The sequence below is a fragment of the Acidimicrobiia bacterium genome, from assembly GCA_036396535.1.
In the GTDB taxonomy this organism is placed as follows: Bacteria; Actinomycetota; Acidimicrobiia; order Spongiisociales; family UBA5794; genus DASWKR01.
The window spans coordinates 1-18,125 of the sequence record DASWKR010000047.1 but is presented as its reverse complement, the minus strand read 5'-3'; the positions used below and the strand labels follow the sequence as shown (position 1 = coordinate 18,125).

General features: G+C 67.8%; 22 protein-coding genes and 1 tRNA gene. 11 read left to right on the top strand and 12 right to left on the bottom strand.

Going from position 1 to position 18,125, the window contains the following annotated elements; genetic code table 11:
- The first annotated feature begins 8 nt into the window (after nt 1-8).
- A complete protein-coding gene (locus VGC47_07900) occupies nt 9-479 on the top strand; it encodes an MOSC domain-containing protein (protein ID HEX9855219.1) in 471 nt (156 codons plus the stop codon).
- Nucleotides 480-535: 56 nt separating this feature from the next.
- Here the strand turns inward: VGC47_07900 and lysA are convergent, their stop codons facing one another.
- The 5 genes from lysA to VGC47_07875 all read right to left on the bottom strand — a co-directional run bounded on the left by lysA (nt 536) and on the right by VGC47_07875 (nt 4,890).
- Nucleotides 536-1,804 (bottom strand): diaminopimelate decarboxylase, encoded by a 1,269-nt coding sequence (gene lysA / locus VGC47_07895; GenBank protein ID HEX9855218.1) that lies wholly within the window; start codon nt 1,802-1,804, stop codon nt 536-538.
- Complete coding sequence (gene argS / locus VGC47_07890; GenBank protein HEX9855217.1) at nt 1,801-3,564, bottom strand: arginine--tRNA ligase; 1,764 nt, start codon at nt 3,562-3,564, stop codon at nt 1,801-1,803. The genes lysA and argS overlap by 4 nt, the downstream gene beginning before the upstream one ends.
- Before the next feature lie 42 nt (nt 3,565-3,606).
- Nucleotides 3,607-3,678 (bottom strand) — tRNA-Arg (locus tag VGC47_07885).
- A gap of 57 nt (nt 3,679-3,735) precedes the next feature.
- A complete protein-coding gene (locus VGC47_07880) occupies nt 3,736-4,080 on the bottom strand; it encodes a phage holin family protein (GenBank protein ID HEX9855216.1) in 345 nt (114 codons plus the stop codon).
- A 39-nt stretch (nt 4,081-4,119) separates the two neighbouring features.
- On the bottom strand, nt 4,120-4,890 hold the full coding sequence (locus VGC47_07875) for a CPBP family intramembrane glutamic endopeptidase (protein ID HEX9855215.1): 771 nt from the start codon (nt 4,888-4,890) through the stop codon (nt 4,120-4,122).
- Between the two features lie 131 nt (nt 4,891-5,021).
- On the opposite strand from VGC47_07875, the gene VGC47_07870 reads away from it, so the two are divergent.
- Nucleotides 5,022-5,804 carry a Ku protein gene (locus tag VGC47_07870; GenBank protein HEX9855214.1) on the top strand — a complete coding sequence of 261 codons (783 nt, stop codon included), beginning with the start codon at nt 5,022-5,024 and terminating at the stop codon, nt 5,802-5,804.
- Between the two features lie 55 nt (nt 5,805-5,859).
- Here VGC47_07870 and VGC47_07865 read toward each other — a convergent pair whose 3' ends face one another.
- From VGC47_07865 to VGC47_07855, 3 genes are read right to left on the bottom strand one after another with little or no spacing between them, the layout of a single operon-like run.
- A complete protein-coding gene (locus tag VGC47_07865; protein ID HEX9855213.1) occupies nt 5,860-6,030 on the bottom strand; it encodes a hypothetical protein in 171 nt (56 codons plus the stop codon).
- Nucleotides 6,030-6,974: a non-homologous end-joining DNA ligase gene (gene ligD / locus VGC47_07860; protein HEX9855212.1), complete on the bottom strand. Its 945-nt coding sequence runs from the start codon at nt 6,972-6,974 to the stop codon at nt 6,030-6,032. Before ligD ends, VGC47_07865 begins: the two co-directional genes overlap by 1 nt.
- An 8-nt stretch (nt 6,975-6,982) precedes the next feature.
- A complete protein-coding gene (locus VGC47_07855; GenBank protein HEX9855211.1) occupies nt 6,983-7,435 on the bottom strand; it encodes a GatB/YqeY domain-containing protein in 453 nt (150 codons plus the stop codon).
- Nucleotides 7,436-7,650: 215 nt separating this feature from the next.
- Between VGC47_07855 and VGC47_07850 the strand changes: the two genes are divergently transcribed.
- The 3 genes from VGC47_07850 to VGC47_07840 all read left to right on the top strand — a co-directional run bounded on the left by VGC47_07850 (nt 7,651) and on the right by VGC47_07840 (nt 10,835).
- Entirely contained in the window at nt 7,651-7,923 is a 273-nt protein-coding gene (locus VGC47_07850) for a WhiB family transcriptional regulator (GenBank protein HEX9855210.1), read from the top strand.
- Nucleotides 7,924-8,083: 160 nt separating this feature from the next.
- Complete coding sequence (locus VGC47_07845; GenBank protein ID HEX9855209.1) at nt 8,084-9,298, top strand: calcium-binding protein; 1,215 nt, start codon at nt 8,084-8,086, stop codon at nt 9,296-9,298.
- A 268-nt stretch (nt 9,299-9,566) separates the two neighbouring features.
- Nucleotides 9,567-10,835 (top strand): calcium-binding protein, encoded by a 1,269-nt coding sequence (locus VGC47_07840; GenBank protein ID HEX9855208.1) that lies wholly within the window; start codon nt 9,567-9,569, stop codon nt 10,833-10,835.
- A 1-nt stretch (nt 10,836) separates the two neighbouring features.
- Here VGC47_07840 and VGC47_07835 read toward each other — a convergent pair whose 3' ends face one another.
- Complete coding sequence (locus VGC47_07835) at nt 10,837-11,073, bottom strand: DUF3107 domain-containing protein (GenBank protein ID HEX9855207.1); 237 nt, start codon at nt 11,071-11,073, stop codon at nt 10,837-10,839.
- Between the two features lie 264 nt (nt 11,074-11,337).
- Entirely contained in the window at nt 11,338-12,435 is a 1,098-nt protein-coding gene (locus VGC47_07830; protein HEX9855206.1) for an Mrp/NBP35 family ATP-binding protein, read from the bottom strand.
- 92 nt (nt 12,436-12,527) lie between these two features.
- Between VGC47_07830 and VGC47_07825 the strand changes: the two genes are divergently transcribed.
- Entirely contained in the window at nt 12,528-13,223 is a 696-nt protein-coding gene (locus VGC47_07825; protein ID HEX9855205.1) for a helix-turn-helix domain-containing protein, read from the top strand.
- A 6-nt stretch (nt 13,224-13,229) separates the two neighbouring features.
- On the opposite strand, the gene VGC47_07820 is transcribed toward VGC47_07825, so the two are convergent.
- The gene (locus tag VGC47_07820) at nt 13,230-13,637 is read right to left on the bottom strand and encodes a DUF4259 domain-containing protein (GenBank protein ID HEX9855204.1); all 408 of its coding nucleotides are present in this window, start codon (nt 13,635-13,637) and stop codon (nt 13,230-13,232) included.
- Between the two features lie 107 nt (nt 13,638-13,744).
- On the opposite strand from VGC47_07820, the gene VGC47_07815 reads away from it, so the two are divergent.
- On the top strand, nt 13,745-13,999 hold the full coding sequence (locus tag VGC47_07815; GenBank protein ID HEX9855203.1) for a Rho termination factor: 255 nt from the start codon (nt 13,745-13,747) through the stop codon (nt 13,997-13,999).
- 25 nt (nt 14,000-14,024) lie between these two features.
- Here the strand turns inward: VGC47_07815 and VGC47_07810 are convergent, their stop codons facing one another.
- Nucleotides 14,025-14,648, bottom strand: a complete 624-nt coding sequence (locus VGC47_07810; GenBank protein HEX9855202.1) for a maleylpyruvate isomerase family mycothiol-dependent enzyme — start codon at nt 14,646-14,648, stop codon at nt 14,025-14,027.
- Nucleotides 14,649-14,736: 88 nt separating this feature from the next.
- Here VGC47_07810 and VGC47_07805 point away from each other — a divergent pair, with 88 nt between their 5' ends.
- From VGC47_07805 to VGC47_07790, 4 genes are all read left to right on the top strand, one after another.
- Entirely contained in the window at nt 14,737-15,288 is a 552-nt protein-coding gene (locus tag VGC47_07805; protein HEX9855201.1) for a peroxidase-related enzyme, read from the top strand.
- Entirely contained in the window at nt 15,285-16,412 is a 1,128-nt protein-coding gene (locus VGC47_07800) for a dipeptidase (protein HEX9855200.1), read from the top strand. Before VGC47_07805 ends, VGC47_07800 begins: the two co-directional genes overlap by 4 nt.
- A 43-nt stretch (nt 16,413-16,455) precedes the next feature.
- Nucleotides 16,456-17,316, top strand: a complete 861-nt coding sequence (locus VGC47_07795) for a hypothetical protein (GenBank protein HEX9855199.1) — start codon at nt 16,456-16,458, stop codon at nt 17,314-17,316.
- 72 nt (nt 17,317-17,388) lie between these two features.
- The coding region (locus VGC47_07790) for a transglycosylase SLT domain-containing protein (protein ID HEX9855198.1) at nt 17,389-18,125 on the top strand (737 nt) is incomplete at its 3' end.

Genomic DNA, 18,125 nt, shown 5'->3' with positions numbered 1-18,125 from the left:
TCCCGTCAATGTCGCGCCTCGGATCGATTCACCAGGTCAACACGTCCGACGGGGGCGTCCCCAAGCTCCCCATCCCGATCGCCGAGATCGGCTACCGCGGAGTGGTCGGCGATCGCCAGGCAGACAGAGTCCACCACGGGTCGCCGGACCAGGCGCTCTGCCTGTACTCACTGGAGGTCATCGAGGCGCTCCAGGCCGAGGGCCACCCGATCGAGCCCGGCAGCGCCGGTGAGAACCTCACGATGGCGGGCATCGACTGGGGACTCATCGGGATCGGAGCCCGACTGAAGGTCGGCCGTGACGTCGAGCTGGAGGTCACCGGGGTCACCGAGCCGTGCTCCAAGAACGCAGCGTGGTTCGTCGGCGGCGACTTCAGACGGATGGCCGAGGACCGTCACCCGGGCTCGAGCCGCTGGTACGCCAAGGTGATCACAGCCGGGATGGTCGAGGCGGGCGACCGGGTCGAGATCGTCGGCTAGCGGCGACGGCGGCCCTCGACCCCGCTCATGGGCGCCGCGCCCTCCGAGTCCCGCCGTCAGACGTCGCGTCGAACCAGGTCCTCGTAGGTCTCACGCCGGACGACGAGACGGGCGTCTCCGCGGCGTGCGAAGACGACTGCGGGGCGCAGCACCATGTTGTAGTTCGAGCCCATGGAGTGGCCGTACGCTCCGGTCACCGGCGTCGCCAGCACGTCGCCGACCACCACGTCGCTGGGCACTGCGGCGTCGGAGACGATCACGTCCCCCGACTCGCAGTGCTTGCCGACGACGCGAACCGCGAGGTCTCGGGACGCCTGTGTGGCCCGCGGCAGGAATGCCTCGTATCCACTCCCGTACAGGACCGGCCGCGGGTTGTCGCTCATCCCGCCGTCGACTGCCAGGTACGTGCGAACCCCCGGGATGCGCTTGATCGTCCCGACCCGGTAGAGGGTGATCGCAGCCTGGGCGACGATCGCCCTGCCGGGCTCGGCAGTCACGGTGGCGCCGATGCCGGCGTCGTGGCACGCCGCCTTCACGGAGCCGGCCCACTCGGTGATGGTCGGGGCCGACTCGCCGGTGACGTATGCGACCCCGAGTCCCCCGCCGATCGAGAGCTCGGCGACACCCGACTCCTTCACGAGTGGGGCCAGCACGCCGACGACCTTCACGAAGGACTCGACCACGAACACCTGGCTGCCGATGTGGGCGTGGATGCCGACGAGCTCCATGTGCCCGCTGGCGGCGGCGCGCTTCAGCGCCGCGGCGGCGTCGCCCGAAGCGACACCGAAGCCGAACTTCGAGTCGGCGACGCCGGTCTGCAGGTACTCGTGGGTGTGTGCCTCCACGCCGGGGGTGACCCTCACGAGCACATTGGGAGCCGCTGCGCCACCCGCGACGAGCTCCTCGATCCTGTCGAGCTCGTCGAACGAGTCCACGACGACGCGCCCCACCCCCGCCTCGAGTGCGAGGCGCAGCTCGAGGAGAGACTTGTTGTTGCCGTGGAGCACGAGCCGCTCGGCAGGTACTCCGGCACTGAGCGCCACGTGCAGCTCCCCGCCCGTCGCCACGTCGAGGTGCATCCCCTCGTCGGAGGCGAGTGTCGCCATCGCCTTGCACAGGAACGCCTTCGTCGCGTACGCCACGCCCGGTCCGAAACCGGCCACGGCTTCCCGGCACCGGGCCCTGAGGTGGTCCTCGTCGTACACGAAGAGCGGTGTCCCGAACTCACCGGCGAGCTCGATGACGTCGCAGCCGCCGATCGACAGCGACCCGTCGGCGTCGATCTCAGCCGAGTCCGGGAGCAAGGCGGCCGGGAGCGCCGTCACATGCGCTCCGGGATGCGGATCGCCAGCAGGTCGAGGAGCGTCTCGATGTGGTCGAGCGTCGACGCCACGAGCCCGAGCCACGACGACTGGATGGCCGGGTCTTCCTCGCGCAGGATGTGGCACGCCTCGTAGAAGCGGCTGAAGGCGGCGACCACGTCGTATGCGTATTCGGCGAGGTGGTTGGGAGCCCGCTGGGCGGCGGCCCGGTCGATCACCTCCGGGAATCGTGCCAGCTCGAGCATGAGCGCCCTGTCCCGAGGGTGCACCGCGGCGAGGATCGGACCAGCCGTCAGTCCACGCTCGGCTGCCTCACGCATGATCGACTTGATCCGTACCGCCCCGTAGAGGAGGTACGGCCCCGTCTTCCCGAGCAGCTCGGAGAAGCGCTCCAGGTCGAAGACGTAGTCGCTCGTCCTGTGGTTCTGCAGGTCGCCGTACTTCAAGGCGGCCACGCCCACCAGCTCGGCGATGAGGTCCCGCTCGGCGCCGGGGTAGCCGAGGGCCAGCTCGTTGTCGTCGAGCCTGCGGCGGGCCCCGGCGATCGCCTCGGCGATGAGGTCGCGCAGCAGCGGCAGATCTCCTTCCCTCGTTCGCAACGGCGTGCCGCCGGGTCCGTTGACCGTCCCGAACGGGGCGTGCTCGAGGACGGTGTCCGGTCCGGCGATCCCCCCCTTGCGGGCGGCACGGAACACCTGCTCGAAGTGGAGCGACTGGCGGGCGTCGACGACGTAGACGACCTCCTCCTCTGCGAGATCGCCCACCCTCTCGTCGACGGTCGCCAGGTCGGTCGTGCCGTAGGTGTACCCGCCCGCCGACGTGACGAGCATGAGTGGTGGAATCTCCCTGTTGTCGTTCGGCTCGGCAACGTGGACGACGACGGCGCCGTCGCTCGCCACGGCGACGCCGGAGCTCACGAGCCGCTCGATCATCGGCGCGATCCGGTCGTGAACCCGGCTCTCGCCATGCCACAGCTCGAAGACGACCTCGAGCATGTCGTAGACGCGGCGCATGTCATCGATCGAGACGCGCCTGATGTGCTCCCACAATGCTCGATACCCCGGCCGGCCCGCCTGGAGCTCGACCGTCGCCGTTCTGGCGGCGGCGGCCCGCTCCGGATCGTCCTTGGCCTTGCGGGACGCCACCGGATAGACCTCGTTGAGCTCGGCCGTCGTCACCGGCGACTCGGCCGGATACGGGCCCGAAGAAGCGGCATCGAAGTACGGGAGATCCGGGTGACGCTCTTCGAGCTCGGCGATGAGCTGGCCCATCGGGGCACCCCAGTCACCGAGGTGCACGTCACCGACGACGTCGTGTCCCAAGTAGCGCAGCGCCCTCTTGACGCTCTCGCCGATGATGGCGGGACGCAGGTGCCCGACATGGAGCTCCTTGGCGACGTTCGGCCCCCCGTAGTCGACCAGGATCCGCCGCGGCGCGGGAGTGGGGAGGCCGACACGGATGTCGCCTCGCCTCGTCTCGGAGTGGGCGCCGAGGAAGGCGTCGTCGAGGGTGAGGTTGATGAACCCGGGTCCGGCGATCTCGACTGAGGCGAATGGGGCGTCTCGTGGGATGGCGGCAACCACGTCGGCGGCGACGTCTCGGGGACTGCGGCCGACCGCTTTGGCGCCGGCAAGAGCCCCATTGCACTGGAACTGCGCCAGGTCCGGCCGGTTCGAGACCACGACGTCGCCGAGGGCGCTGTCGAGCCCGCCGGCGGCGAAGGCGTTGCCGAGCATCTCGCTGAGTTCGGTGAGGAGCGACATGGGGTCAATCGGGGCCGGGGACGAGGACGGCGCAGGTGCGCGTGCCCCAGGCAGGATTCGAACCTGCGCACCCGGCTCCGGAGGCCGGCGCTCTATCCCCTGAGCTACTGGGGCGCGACCTGCGAGTGTAGAGGGCGGGCAACGACCGCCGGCACCGGATCTATCGAGCCGTTACTCGGGGATCAGCATGCTGGCGCCCCAGCTGACGATGCTGATCACGATCGCACCGAGCAGGGCCCAGCCGAAGTTCTCGATCGCCAGTGCCGTCGTGAGGGCGTCCGTGATCAACAGCATGAGGGCGTTGATCACGATGAGCACGAGACCGAGCGAGAGGACGATGAGCGGCAGTGCCAGCAGCTGCACGACCGGTTTGATGACGGCGTTGATGACTCCGAAGATCGCCGCGACGAGGAGGATCCTCCAGAAGTCGCCTTCGAGTTCGACGCCGCTGAGGATCCCGGCTGCGATCCAGAGCGCCAGCATGTTGATCAGGATTCGGATGATGATGTGACGCACGTGCGCCCCTCCCAAAGACGACGGCCGCCAGCCTAACGATCAGAGGATGTTGCCGACGGCTCCGGTCCTCGCCAGAACAAGCAGGTCCATCGTCAGCGCCACTGCGATGTGGAGGAACACCCCGGGCACCCAGCTCCTCGAACGCAGCGCCATGTAGCCGAGGATCAGGCCGGCGCCGATCGCGGCGAAAGCCTCCGGCACCGGCTTGGTGAAGTGGATCATCGTGTACGGCACGGTCATGATCGGGATGGCGAGGGCGCCGACCCTGCGCGCCAGGCCGAACGTCATGAATCCTCGGAAAAACGCCTCCACCCCGACGAACTGGAAGGCGTAGCCGAGTTCGTACAGCCAGAAGGCCGACCCGCCCGCGGCCGCCCTGTCGTAGAACGGGTAATACGAGAGGAACGAGGAGAAGCTGGACGCCCACACGAGGAGCGGGAGCATCACGAGGTACATGAGGCCGTACACCGGCAGGTGCCGCATCACTCCGCGAACCCGAAAGCCGTAGTCGCCGGGAAGCCGGCGGAGCAGCCAGTAGGCGAGGGCGAGCGGGACGCCCACGCGGAGCACGAGCGACGCCAGCCCCCACCACAGGTACGCCCCGACGCCGATGTCCTCCGGGGCGACGCCGGAGGCGACGTCTCCGGCCCACCCGGCGATGCCGGACGTGAAGAAGAAGCCGGGACGACCCCAATAGAAGAAGGCGACGAGCAGCACCGTCGAGGCGACGAGCACCACGACGGCCTCGCGCTCGGTCTCCTTCGTGGCGGTGCCCTCGACTTCGAGCGGGGGCAGGCGGTCGAGGATCACGCCGGGAGTGTATCGGTGGGCATCGCTGCGATCGCATCGCCGCACGGCGTTGCCGATGGCGGCGAGGCGATTGGTAGCGGTCCCGCACACTCCTACACTCGTTTTCGCGAACCGACCCCGGAGGACACGCAATGCGGCCGATCTGGAAGGGCGCCATCTCATTCGGGCTCGTATCGATCCCGGTAGGGCTCTACTCGGCGACCGAGGACAGGCGCCCCAAGTTCAAGCAGCTACGCAACAGTGACAGCAGCCCGATCCGCTACAAGCGCGTCGCGGAAGCCGACGGCCAGGAAGTCCCATTCGACGAGATCGTCAAGGGCTACGAGGTCGACAAGGGCCGCTACGTCGTCTTCACGCCCGAGGAGCTCGAGTCGATCGTGAGCGGGAGCTCGGGCAGCATCGTCGACGTGATTCAGTTCGTCCCGCAGGCGGACATCGATCCGATCTACTACAAGAGCTCGTACTACCTCGCTCCGGAGAAAACCGGGGTCAAGGCGTACAAGATCCTCCTGTCTGCGCTCGAAGAGAAGGACATGATCGGGATCGCCAAGGTGGCCATCAGGGAGCGCACCCACCTCGCCACCGTACGAGCCGAGGACGGTGTCATCATCCTCGAGACGATGTTCTGGCCGGACGAGATCCGGGAGCCCGAGTTCGAGACGCTCGATGAGAGCGTCGAGGTGCGGGACGAGGAGGTGAAGATGGCCGCGATGATCGTGGACAACCTCACCGGCAGCTTCGACCCCTCTGCCTGGCACGACGAGACACGCGAGGCCGTGGAAGCGGCCGCCCAGAAGAAGATCGACGGTCAGGAGATCGTCGCCCCCGAGGCGCCTCAGCCCACCGGCGTGGTCGACCTCATGGAGGCGCTCAAGGCAAGCGTCGAGGCAACGAAGGCGAAGAAGGCCGGATAGGAAAGCCCGACCGCCGCCGCCTCGGGCGAGGGTCGGACCCGGTGGTGGGACGCCGTCAGGCTCCGAGGCGCTCCAGGTCGAGTGACACCCGCTCGCCATACGCGATGAGTGCCACGGTGATGCACGCGATGAGGATCTCCACGACCGCCATGAGCCTTTCATCGGTCGGCTGATACGCCGAGTTGAGACGACCGAGCGTTCGCGAGGGTTCCGACATCTCGCGCATCAGCCGGGCCCTTCCACCTCCCAGGTGGCGGCGTCGACGTCGTCGTCGGTGAACCCGACGAACACGGGCGCCCTGAGGCGGGGCCCGGCCGTCCACTCCTTGAACTCGACCATGGCGACGAGCCGGGGCACCACCCAGGTTCTCTGCTTCGGCAGCATCGGGTCGTCGTGGAACGGCGAGGCGTCGCTCGCCATGTCGTCGAGGGCGTGACGGATCGCCCGCAGGGCGGCGTGGTCGAAGCCCGTCCCGACCGATCCGATCCACCGCAGACGGTCCTGCTGCCAGAGCCCCACGAGGAGACCACCGAAAGAGTCGGCGCGCCCACCGATGCCGGGTGTGAACCCGCCGACGACCGCACGAAGGCGATGGCGTACGGTGACCTTTCGCCAGTCGGCGCTTCGGACGCCCGGGCGGTACGGGGAGCCGCGCCGCTTGGCGACGATGCCCTCGATGCCCCGGTGCCGCACGGAGTCCCACAGGGCTGCGGGATCGCCTTCGAACCGGTCCCCGATGACCACGGGTTGGCGCACCTGCACGGCGGCGAGGCGCTCCTTCCTCGCTTCGATCGGCTCGCCGATGACCGGGGCATCGGCGTGGAGGAGGTCGAAGGCGACGAAGTTCACCGGCACCGCCGTCATCGCCTCACGAACGAGATGCGGCGATCCAAGGTTCATGCGTTGCTGCAGCCTCTCGAACGAAGGGCGGTGGGCGTCGTCGAGCGCCACGATCTCGCCGTCGATGATCACCGGCGGACCCTCGATCGTGCCGCCCAGCTCCGGATAGCGGTCGGTGGCATCGTTGCCTGCTCGGCTGCGCAGCGTCACCCGACGACCGTCCCAGGTCAGCAGGGTACGCACTCCGTCCCATTTGACCTCCCACACCCAACCGTCGTCTGCGAACGGCCCGGGCCATGGCGTGGCGAGCATCGGGGAGTACTGCGGCATCTCGACCGCTATCGGAGCTCCTCACGCACCAGCTCGGCGACGAGCGAGCCGTCGAGGTCCTTCGCCGAGCGCATCACCTTTCCGATCACCTGGCCGGCCTGCTTGGCGTCGCCGACGCCCATCTCTGCGATCACGGACCGCACGAGGGACCTGGTCGCCTCCTCGTCGAGGGTCTCGGGCAGCCAACGGGCGAGGTAGTCGATCTCGTAGGCGAGCTTGTCCGCCTGGGCCCGGCCGCGGTCTCCTGCGGCCTCGAACTCATGCTTCGCCTTGCTCATCTTCTTGACGTACCCGGCGATGGTCGCCCGGTACAGCTCGTCGTCGATCCGTCCACCGAAGCCCGGCGCCGACTTCGCCACGGCGACTTCCGACTCGATCTGGCGGACGACGTTCACGCGGGGCTTGTCGCCTGCACGCATGGCGTCCTGTAGCTCTGTTCTCAGCTCTTCGGCGATGCTCATCTTCGAGACCGTTCGATTGGGGCCCCGTGACGATAGCTGACAGCCCTCGCGAAAATTTCCGGGAAAAGCGCTTGAATTCGCGCAACCCATCCGTAGACTTCTGCGGGCAGGGACCGGGTCCCTTTTTCTAAGCCCGGTCATGTGAAAGATTTCACATTCACAATGTTTCCAGCTCGCCTGGAGCTGCAAGAAAGCCACCTGAGGAGGAGGGCCCAATGCTGACCATCACCGATTGGAGGGAACTCGGCGCCTGTCGAGACTCCGACCCGGACCTCTTCTTCCCCGTGGGTACGACCGGACCGGCCGTCCACCAGATCACCAAGGCCGTCGCCATCTGCAGCATCTGCAGCGTCAAGGAGGCCTGCCTGCAATACGCCCTCGAGACGAACCAGGAAGCAGGCGTATGGGGCGGATACGCCGAGGACGACCGTCGCAGGCTTCGCAAGCGGTGGCTCGCCGAGCGGCGCCGCCAGCGTCAGGCGAGCTGAGCGCACAACACAGACTCCTCCGACGAGAGCCCGGGCATCCCCGGGCTCTCGTTCTTCTCGAAGGCGTACGCTTGTCGGTGACCCCGCGACGAGCCAGCCGGCGTTGGCGCGGGTGACGAGCCGCAGACATGGGATGAGAATCTCGAAGAGAGGTGACGGTATGTCGAGGCGCTGGATCTTGATCGGGATCGCCGCCCTTCTCTTCTCCTCGACCATGGCCGGAGTCGCGCTCCCGCAGGTCGAGACGTGCAAGGGCGTCGAGGCAACGATCGTCGGTACCCCCGGAGGCGACGTCATCGTTGGGACGTCCGGAGGCGACGTGATCGTCGGGCTCGGTGGGTGGGACACCATCAGCGGGCTTGGCGGTGACGACGTCATCTGTGGAGGCGCCGGGTACGACACCATCAGCGGCGGCGGCGGGAACGATGCGATCTACGGTGGGCGCGGCGGCGACACCCTTTCCGGTGACGCCGGCAACGACGACCTCCACGGCGGCGGGGACTCCGATAAGTTCAGGGGAGGACCCGGCAACGACGACATCAAAGGCGGAACCGGCTACGACTTCGCCCTATACAGCGAGGCGGCGGGGCCGATCTCAGTCGATATGACGATCGGCGTCGTGACCGGGGAAGGCGTCGATCAACTCACCTCGATCCGCGTCATCAATGGATCGACGTTCAATGACTTGATGGTCGGCAACGAAGTCGCGAACTCTCTTCTCGGCAACGGAGGTGACGACGAGATCCACGGTGGTGGTGGCCGTGATCTCCTCGGCGGTGGCGACGGGGCCGACGTGATCCACGGCGGGGATGGTCGCGATGTCATCTTCGGCGGCGAGGGCGATGACGTGCTCTACGGCGAGAAGGCCCCCGACCACATCTACGCCGAGCAAGGGAGCGATCAGATCCACGGCGGTCTCGGCCGGGACAGGCTGTACCACTGTCCGCTCGAAGGCTGCACGGACGCCGACGACTCCGACTTGCTCTTTGGCGGACCCGGTCCCGATCGCGTGTTCGTCCAGGGTGTGCTCGACGCCGTCGGCGGTGCCGGTCGCGACCACTTGCATCTCGTGGTGGCCGCCACCCTGGACGTCGCGGCAGGCACCGTCACGCGGGACGCTGCGGTTGGTACGTTCTCCGGTTTCGAGGTCTACAGGGGATCGCGCGAGGACGACACCATCATCGGCGATGGCGAGGACAACGACCTGCGCGGCGGCAAGGGAAACGACGTGATCCTCGGCAAGAGCGGCGACGATCGGCTACTTGGCGACGAGGGGATGGACGCGCTGGACGGCGGAGCCGGGTTCGACGACCTCGACGGCGGGGACGGCTCCGACAGCTGCGTCAACGGCGAGGTCGTCGTGAACTGCGAGTAGCTAGCCGCCGACGCCGAGTCCGACGGATTTCTCGTCCTTGCTCTCGACCTCGACGGTTGTCAGGACACCGACACCTGCCTGAACGGCGAGACCGTCGTCAACTGCGAGCGAAGCAGGACATGCTCTGACCGGTACGGTCCGGGCCGTGGCGGCATCTGCTCGAACGTGCCCGGAAACTGAACCAGGTCGGCGCCGAGGTGAACAGGTTCGACGTCCAGGTGAACGACCCCGGGTTGACTAGTGAACCTTCTCGACTAGACATTGAGTCATGCTCACACGAACTCGATCCTCATCCGTCCTCTTCCTCGTCCTCACCGCGGTCGCCGGCTTCGTGGCAGCTTCGCCTGCGGTGGCGCAGGCCCTTCCGACCTGCGGCGGCCTCGAAGCCACCATCGTCGGCACGGACGGCCCGGACATGCTCGACGGGACCCCCGGCGACGACGTCATCGTCGGCCTCGGAGGCCCGGACACCATCAGCGGGCTCGGCGGCAACGACCTCATCTGCGGTAACGGACAGAACGACACGATCGACGGCGGGCCCGGAAACGACATCATCTTCGGCAACCGCGGAGGAGACAAGCTCGACGGAGGACCAGGACCCGACCAGATCCACGGCGGAGCGGGCAACGATTGGATCACCGGCGGCCCCGGCAACGATGACTTGTTCGGGGGCTCCCAGCCCGACAACCTCGACTACCGGGATGCCGCCGGACCTCTCGTGGTCGATCTCACCGCCGGGACCGCAACCGGTGATGGAAGCGACACGATCCACTCCATACGAAACGTATACGGATCGCCATTCGACGATCACGTCACCGGGAATGCGGCGCCGAACCTCATCGTCGGCATGAGCGGCGACGATTTCCTGGATGGCCGCGGCGCCGGGGACCGAATCGAAGGCGAGGCGGGCTCGGACACGCTCATCGGTGGGCTCGGGCACGACTACATGCGCGGGGGCACTGGCGCTGACACGATGCTCGGTGGTTCGGGCCACGACCGCATGTGGGGCGAGGAGGGCAACGATACGGTCGATGGCGGGCCAGGTGCCGACACCATCCTCGACGGAATCGGGAGCGACCATCTGAATGGGGGAACCGGCCGGGACGTACTCAGCAACTGCTGCCAGCAGGACGAGCCCGACGAGCTCATGGCGGGCCCCGGCCGCGATGAGGTCGTCATCGAGGGCAACGGCCACGTCGTGGCAGGTGGTGCCGACAAGGATCGCCTCTTCGTGCGGGCGGCATCCACCATCGACGTCGCCGCGGGCAGCGTGACGGGAGATGTCACCGCAACGTTCAGCGGGTTCGAGGTATTCATCGGCTCGAGCTCGGGCGACATCCTGATCGGCAGCGACGGCAACGACGTGCTCCGAGGTGAGGGTGGCGACGACACCATCATGGGCAACGGCGGGAACGATCTCCTCAAGGGGAACCGGGGCGACGACACCCTCGACGGGGGACCGGGCACGGACACCCTCTACGGCGGCAAAGACACCGACAGCTGCCTCAACGGCGAGGTCGTCGTGAACTGCGAGTAGCTCAGCCGCCGACGCCGAATCCGACGGACTTCTCGTCCTTGCTCTCGACCTCGACGAAGGCGATCTGGGCGGCGACGATCCCGTGACGATGGCCCTTGGCGTCTTTGATCCACACCAGACCGTCGCCGTTCGAGACTGCCTTCTCGACGGCAGCGACGGTCGCGTCGGCGTCCTCTACGTCGAGCTCGAGCTCTCGGGCGCTGTGCACCCCGATGCGCACCTTCACGGTGTCGGCCATGGATGTCCTCCGTTGGATCGAGGGAAGCTACCACGGGGCCGGTCCACCCTCCCCCGTCTCGCCCCGTTCCGGCGTCCCCACATCGCACATACGCGTCGCAGGGACGCAAGAACGGATCGGCGGGTGGCGTCACCCGTTCCGGCGTCCCCACATCGCACATAGGCGTCGCAGGGACGCAAGAACGGATCGGCGGGTGGCGTCACTCGTTCCGGCGTCCCCACATCGCACATAGGCGTCGGAGGGACGCAAGAACGGAAGTTCGATCTAGCGGACGATGAGCTCCGGGTGGCTTCGCAGGCGAGGTTTGCGGGCCTCGACCTCGTGGGCGAGGTCCTGGAAAGCGAGCGTCGCCTCTCCGCCCGGGTCGGCGATCGTCGCGGGCTGGCCGCGGTCGGCACCCTCACGCAGCGCAGGCACGAGTGGGATCTGGCCGAGTAGCGGCACCTCGAGCTCGTCGGCGAGAGACTGACCGCCGCCTTCGCCGAAGATCGCGTAGCGCTTGCCGTCGTCGCCCGTGAACCACGACATGTTCTCGACGACGCCGATGACCTCCTGGTTGACCTTGCGGGCCATCAGGGCCGCCCGCTTGGCGACACGCTGCGCGGTGATCTGAGGGGTCGTGACAACGATCGCCTGAGCCCGCGGCAGGAACTGCGACATCGAGATGGCGATGTCGCCCGTGCCCGGGGGCATGTCGATGAGGAGGAAATCCGGGTCCCCCCAGTGGACGTCTGCGAGGAACTGCTCGAGCGCCTTGTGGAGCATCGGACCGCGCCAGATGACAGCCTGGTCGGGCTGCACGAAGTAGTCCATCGACATGATGCGAACGCCGTGAATCTCGGGCGGCAGCAGCGTCTCGTCGATCACGGTCGGCTGGCGGTCGGCGCCGAGCATCTTCGGAATCGAGAACCCCCAGACGTCGGCGTCGATGATGCCGACCGTCTTGCCGAGCCTGGCGAGCGCCACCCCGAGGTTGGCGGTCACCGAGGACTTGCCGACGCCGCCCTTGCCGGACGACACGGCGATGACCCTGGTGTTGGAGCCGGGCCTACCGATGGTGATCTCACGGGTCGGAGCGCCGCGGACGTGCTCGACGAGGCCGGCTCGCTCCTCGTCCGTCATGTGGGTGAACTCCACGTCGACTCGGGTGACGCCCGGAACCGCCATGGCTGCGGCGGTCACGTCTGCGGTCAGCTTGTCCTTGAGGGGACAGCCGGGGATGGTCAGCGCGACGAGGGCGCTGACGGAACCGTCGTCGGCGACCTGCAGATCGCGCAGCATGTTCAGCTCTTCGAGTGATCGATGGATCTCGGGATCCTCCACTGCCCCGATGGCAGCCCTGAGCGCAGCGACGTCTACCAAAACTGCATCTCCTATCTGCGTAGTAGATAGAAACTATAGTGGAGGTCGGGTTCTCCCCTTCCGGGCCCCGCCACCGATGAGGAGCCCGCGACATGGATACGAGTCTGTTCGACAAGCAGATCGGAGACCTCGCCGCCTCGCTCGGCGATCCGACCCGGCGCGGGATCTACGTCTCCGTCCGCGAGGCCCCAGAGTCCGTCACCGCATCAGAGATCGCGGCCCTCTTCGCCATCCACACGAACGTGGCGCGCCACCACCTCGACCGACTCGTCGACGACGGGTATCTGCAGGTGACGCACCGCAGGCGCTCTGGAAAGCAGGGACCGGGTGCCGGCCGCCCGGCCAAGCACTACGAAGTCACCTCGAAGGAGGTGTCGCTGCAGTTCCCGGCCCGCCGATACGACCTGCTGTCCGAGTTGCTCGTTCGAGTCGTCGAGCGCCTCTCCCCGACCACTGCCGCCGCCGTCGCCGAGGAGGTGGGCCGGGAATATGGACGTGAGCTGGCCGCCGAGATCGGGCTACCCGAGGAGGCCGGGTTCACCGAGGCCGTGCAGGCCGTCGCCAGAGCGATGATGGGCGTCGGCTTCGAGGCGGAGGCCAACACCGACGACAGGCAGATCATCAGCCGCTTCTGTCCGTTCGGCGACACCGCGGCGAACCACCCCGAGGTGGTCTGTCGGCTCGACCAAGGCATCGTGCGCGGGCTGCTCGGAGCCACCCGCCAGACCACTCTCGCAGTGCTCACCCCGCACGCCACCGCAGACGAGGACTGCATCACTCAGGTCTGACCGGAATCAGGGAGCGAGCCGCCCGTCCAGATCACCGAGGCCGGCGAGCCACTCATCGGCGCCCGCCTCGTTCCACATCTCGAGGAGCTCGGAAGGCGCCGTCCCCGCCCGCTGCACGGCGGCCCTGGCGACCTCACGCTCGTCCGGCGTCGGCGCCCTCTCGATACGGTCGATCCATGAGCACACCGACTCGGGCAGTCGCCACGGCCCCGGTCGCTGTGCGGCGGCGGCCAGCGACTCTGCAGCGGCAACGGCGACGGAGGCATCCCAGGCGGCGAGTTGGGCGTCTCGGTCGCACCTCGCTACTGGTGCGAGTGCGGCGACGACGTATGCATAGTCGGAGGCCCCGTCCAGCTTCCACACCCAGTCTGCGGCGTCGTCGTTGTCGAAGGGCCCGATGTCCCAGGCGCCCATGGACCGATTCTATGCGGTGACGCTCGCTCGCCCATTGGACGACGCCGGCCAGTTTCAGGTGCGACGCCGGCGGGTACGTGGCGGCGCGACTCGAGAGAGGAGAGGCGATGCCGAAGCGAGACAGGCCGACCGTCGAGGACGACGACCGGTACGAGGCGATGCGAGAGGACGGGATGAGCAAGAAGAAGGCGGCCCGCATCGCCAACACCCCGGCATCCGTTGCGGGCAGACGCGGCGGCAAGGCTGCGAAGTACGAGGAGTGGACGAAGGACGAGCTGTACGACAAGGCGAAGGACGTCGGCATCAGCGGACGCTCGAAGATGTCGAAACGTCGGCTCATCTCGGCGTTGCGCAACCACTGAAGGCGCGCCGCACCGCCGAGCGAGCTCAGCTGAACAGCACGAGGTCGTCGGGAGCGGCGCCCTCCAATGTGAACCCGGCGCCATTCGGGCTGCGTCCTCCGCAGAGTCGCACGAATGTCTCCACATCGGTCACGAGCGTGGCGGCCGGCGTCCCGTCGTCCCTCCCGAGAGAGTGCACCTCGCCGTCGATCGTGGCGACCACGCTCCGCATGCTGCGGGAGGCGCTGCGCTCGACGAGGAGGGGGACGGCGAGGTCGGATCCTTCGCTGACGTACGCGCCCGGCAGCCCGAGCGCCTCACGGATGTCACCGCCGTGGATCCACTCACCGAGACCGACGCCGTCGAGTGCCCCTCCGGACCGGTCGATGGCGACCGCGGCGTCCTGGTAGCCGCGATGGAGCTCTTCGAGCAATTCCTCGAGCTGCCACGACTTTCTGGCGTCCACGTCTGATTGATTGGCTTCGGGTGAGAAGTCGTGCAGGTCGCCCGATGCCGTGCGGGTAAGCGCTGCCGCACAATGGGCGATGACGTCCCGAACGCTCCAGCCGACGCAGACGGTCGGACGATCGAAGTCGTCGGGCGGGACAGGGGCGAGGGCGATGCGCAGCGCCGCGCTCTCGATCAACAGCAGCTCGGCGGCGGGGCGCATTCGGCAGGGAGGCTACATCGGTGACCGGTGCCGCCTGGACGAGGCCAGTACCGTCCGGCCGTGCCGCGGCAAGGAGCGGAGGTGCAACGTGGCCTGGATCGAGACGATCCGTGAGGACGAGTGGTCCGGCGATCTCGCCGAGATGCGCCGTCGAGTCGAGGACCCGGAGGCGCGGCGCGTCGATAACATCATGCAGATCCACTCCCTGAACCCGGCAGCCATGGCGGCTCACGACGCTCTCTATCGGTCGGCGATGGCAGGCACGAAGACCCTGCGCAAGGTGGAGAGGGAGCTGATCGCCCTCGTCGTCAGCTCCGTGAACGACTGTCACTACTGAGTCGTCCATCACCGGCGCGGTCTGCGCCGCCTCCTCCGCGACGACGACCTGCTCGGACGCATCGAGAGCGACTGGCGAACAGCCGGCTTGAGCGCCGCGAGATGCGCCATGCTCGACTATGCCGTCAAGCTGACGGTCGCCCCGGCATCCGTCACCGAGGACGACATCGGGAACCTGCGGCGAGAGGGATTCGGGGATCGCGACATCCTCGACATCTGCGAGGTGACCTCGTACTACGCCTACGTCAACCGGATGGCGGACGGGCTCGGCGTGACACTCGAGACGTGGGGAACGGGAGGATGACCGACTTCGCCGCCGAGGCGAAGCACATCCACGCCAGCCTCCCCGTCGTCGATGGGCACAACGACCTGCCGTGGGCGATACGGGTGAGAGCGGGCGGAAGTCTCGACGTCGCGGACCCTCGACGGCACCTCGCCGGATACCACACGGACACCGCCAGGTTGCTCGAGGGCGGCGTCGGCGGACAGTTCTGGTCCGTATATGTCCCGTCCTGGCGTCCCGACCCATTCGATGAGGTCATGGCGCAGGTCTCGCTCGTCCAGGCAATGGTCGCCGCCGATCCTCGGAGGCTGACGCCGGCGACCACCGCGGCAGACGTCATGAGGGCGCGGGAGGAGCGCAAGGTGGCGAGCCTGATCGGCGCCGAAGGCGGGCACGCCATAGAAGGCTCCCTCGACAAGCTCGAAGCACTCGCCGCAGCGGGGGTGCGCTACATGACGCTCACGCACGGCTCCACGATCGAGTGGGCCGACTCGGCAACCGACATCGAATCGAACGGCGGGTTGACCGGCTTCGGCAGGGAGGTCGTCCGCGAGATGAACCGCCTCGGGATGCTCGTCGACATCTCGCACGTGTCGGCCGCCACGATGCGACACGCCATCGACGCCAGCGTGGTCCCTGTGATCGCCTCTCATTCGGGCGCCCGAGCGGTCACGGACCACCCTCGCAACGTCCCGGACGACGTGCTGCGTGCAGTCGGCGAGACCGGAGGCGTCGTGATGGCCGTGTTCTGCCCGGCATTCGTCGTGGCGTCGACGGCGCGATCCGCCCTCGACATGTTCGAGGCGGAGCGGGCGCTGCGCGCCGAGTTCGACCCGCAGGACGAGGCCGGCTTTGCCGCTGCGAGCGCGGCACGGGCGACGGCGATGCAACTCGACCCGGGAACGGTCGGCCACGTCGTCGACCACCTGGAGCACATCGCCGAGGTCGCAGGGGTCGCCTCGGTCGGGATCGGTAGCGACTTCGACGGGATCGAAACGACGCCGACCGGCCTCGAGGACGTCTCGTGCTTCCCAGCCGTCACCGAGGAGCTGCTGCGCCGGGGATGGCCCGAGCAGGAGATCCGGATGACCCTGGGTGACAACGTGCTCCGGGTCCTCGAACAGGCGGAACGGACCGCCGCCTGATCTCGATTGAAGATCGCGTGGTGCCATCGGTACCCTCGGGCCCGTGGCTCGTCAGCCCCCAGCCGGCGGAGCAGTGCGCTTGGCGGCTTCGCTCGCCCTCATCGGCTCACTCAGCGCCTCCCCGATCGGGGTGGCGTCCGCCGCGGTCGAGCTCTGCCATGGTGTCGTTGCCACGATCGTCGGCACGTCTGCCGACGACCTGATCGAAGGGACCCCGGCCAGTGACGTGGTGGTGGGCAAGGGCGGCCGCGACGTCATCCGGGGCCGCGGAGGCAACGACCTCATCTGCGGCGGCGCCGGGCGAGACGATATTCACGGAGGGCAAGGCAAGGACGTGCTCTATGGGGGGCCCGGCGCGGACACCGTTCACGGCAACCATGGTCACGACCGGCTCTACGGCGGTGGCCAAGACGATTCGCTGTTCGGAGGGGGCGGGAATGATCGGATCTTCGGCAGGGGCGGTGTCGATTTCGCCGGCGGGTCACGGTGGAGCGATGTGTGCCGCGCCGAGGATGAGTCGAGGTGCGAGCTCGACTACAGAGGGCCCCGCCCGGTGGAACTGTGGGAGGCCCTCGTTGATGAGTACTTCGGCGACATCGGGCAGACGGCGAACGCGCTCACGATCGTCGACTGCGAATCCAATGGCGACCCGTTCGCGTACAACCCGGACGGTCACGGACCCAAGGGGCTGTTCCAGTTCATCCCCGATACGTGGGACTGGGCGAGCGACGGGGCGGGGTGGGCAGGCGAGACGCCATATCACCCCGTGGCGGCCACGGCCTCGGCGCGCTTCCTCTACGAGTGGAGCGAGGATCGAGGAGGCGGCGGATGGGATCCGTGGACGAACTGCCGCTGCAAGATCGTCGAGTACGACTGCAAGTACAAGTCGGCGCGCGCCGATTGACCCTGGTGCCCCCCAGGCTCTGCCAATTGTCGGTTTGAAGGTTCGCATGCTTTCTGCCGATACTCCTGGGGCATGGCGCCAACTGAAAGCCGCTCGCGGGGCGTAGGTCTCGTGGCTGTTCTCGTCCTCCTCACAGGTCTCATCGTCGCGACGCCCGCCGGCGCCGGTGCGGCGTCGGCGACCTGCGGCGGCCACCCCGTCACGATCAGAGGAACCGCCGGTCCCGATGAGATCGATGGCACCTCGGGGCGCGACGTCATCGATGGGGGAGCAGGCGACGACCGCATCCGCGGGCGCGGCGGGAACGACGTCATCTGCGGCGGGGCCGGCAAGGACGTGATCTTCGGAAATGCAGGCAACGACGTCATCTTTGGTGAGAAGGGTGGCGACACGATCCGGGGCGGCAGAGGGGACGACGTGCTGCGCGGCGGCAACGGCAACGACCGACTCTTCGGCAAGGCAGGCCGCGACAAGGCCTTCGGCGGCTTCTACAGCGACGTCTGCAAGGCCGAGCGGGAGCACAACTGCGAGTTGAACTACCGGGGTCCTCGCGACGAGGAGGCATGGCGCAACCTCGTCGACCGCAACTTCGGCGACATCGGTCAGACCGACAACGCCCTGATCATCATCGACTGCGAGTCGAACGGCGACCCGTTCGCCCTCAACCCGAACTCGGGGGCCGCAGGCTTGTTTCAGTTCCTCCCATCGACGTGGGAGAAGCGAAGCGCAGAGACGCCCTTCGCCGGCGAGACTCCGTACCACCCGAAGGCCAACGCGGCGACGGCGCGGGAGACGTACGACGCCTGGGT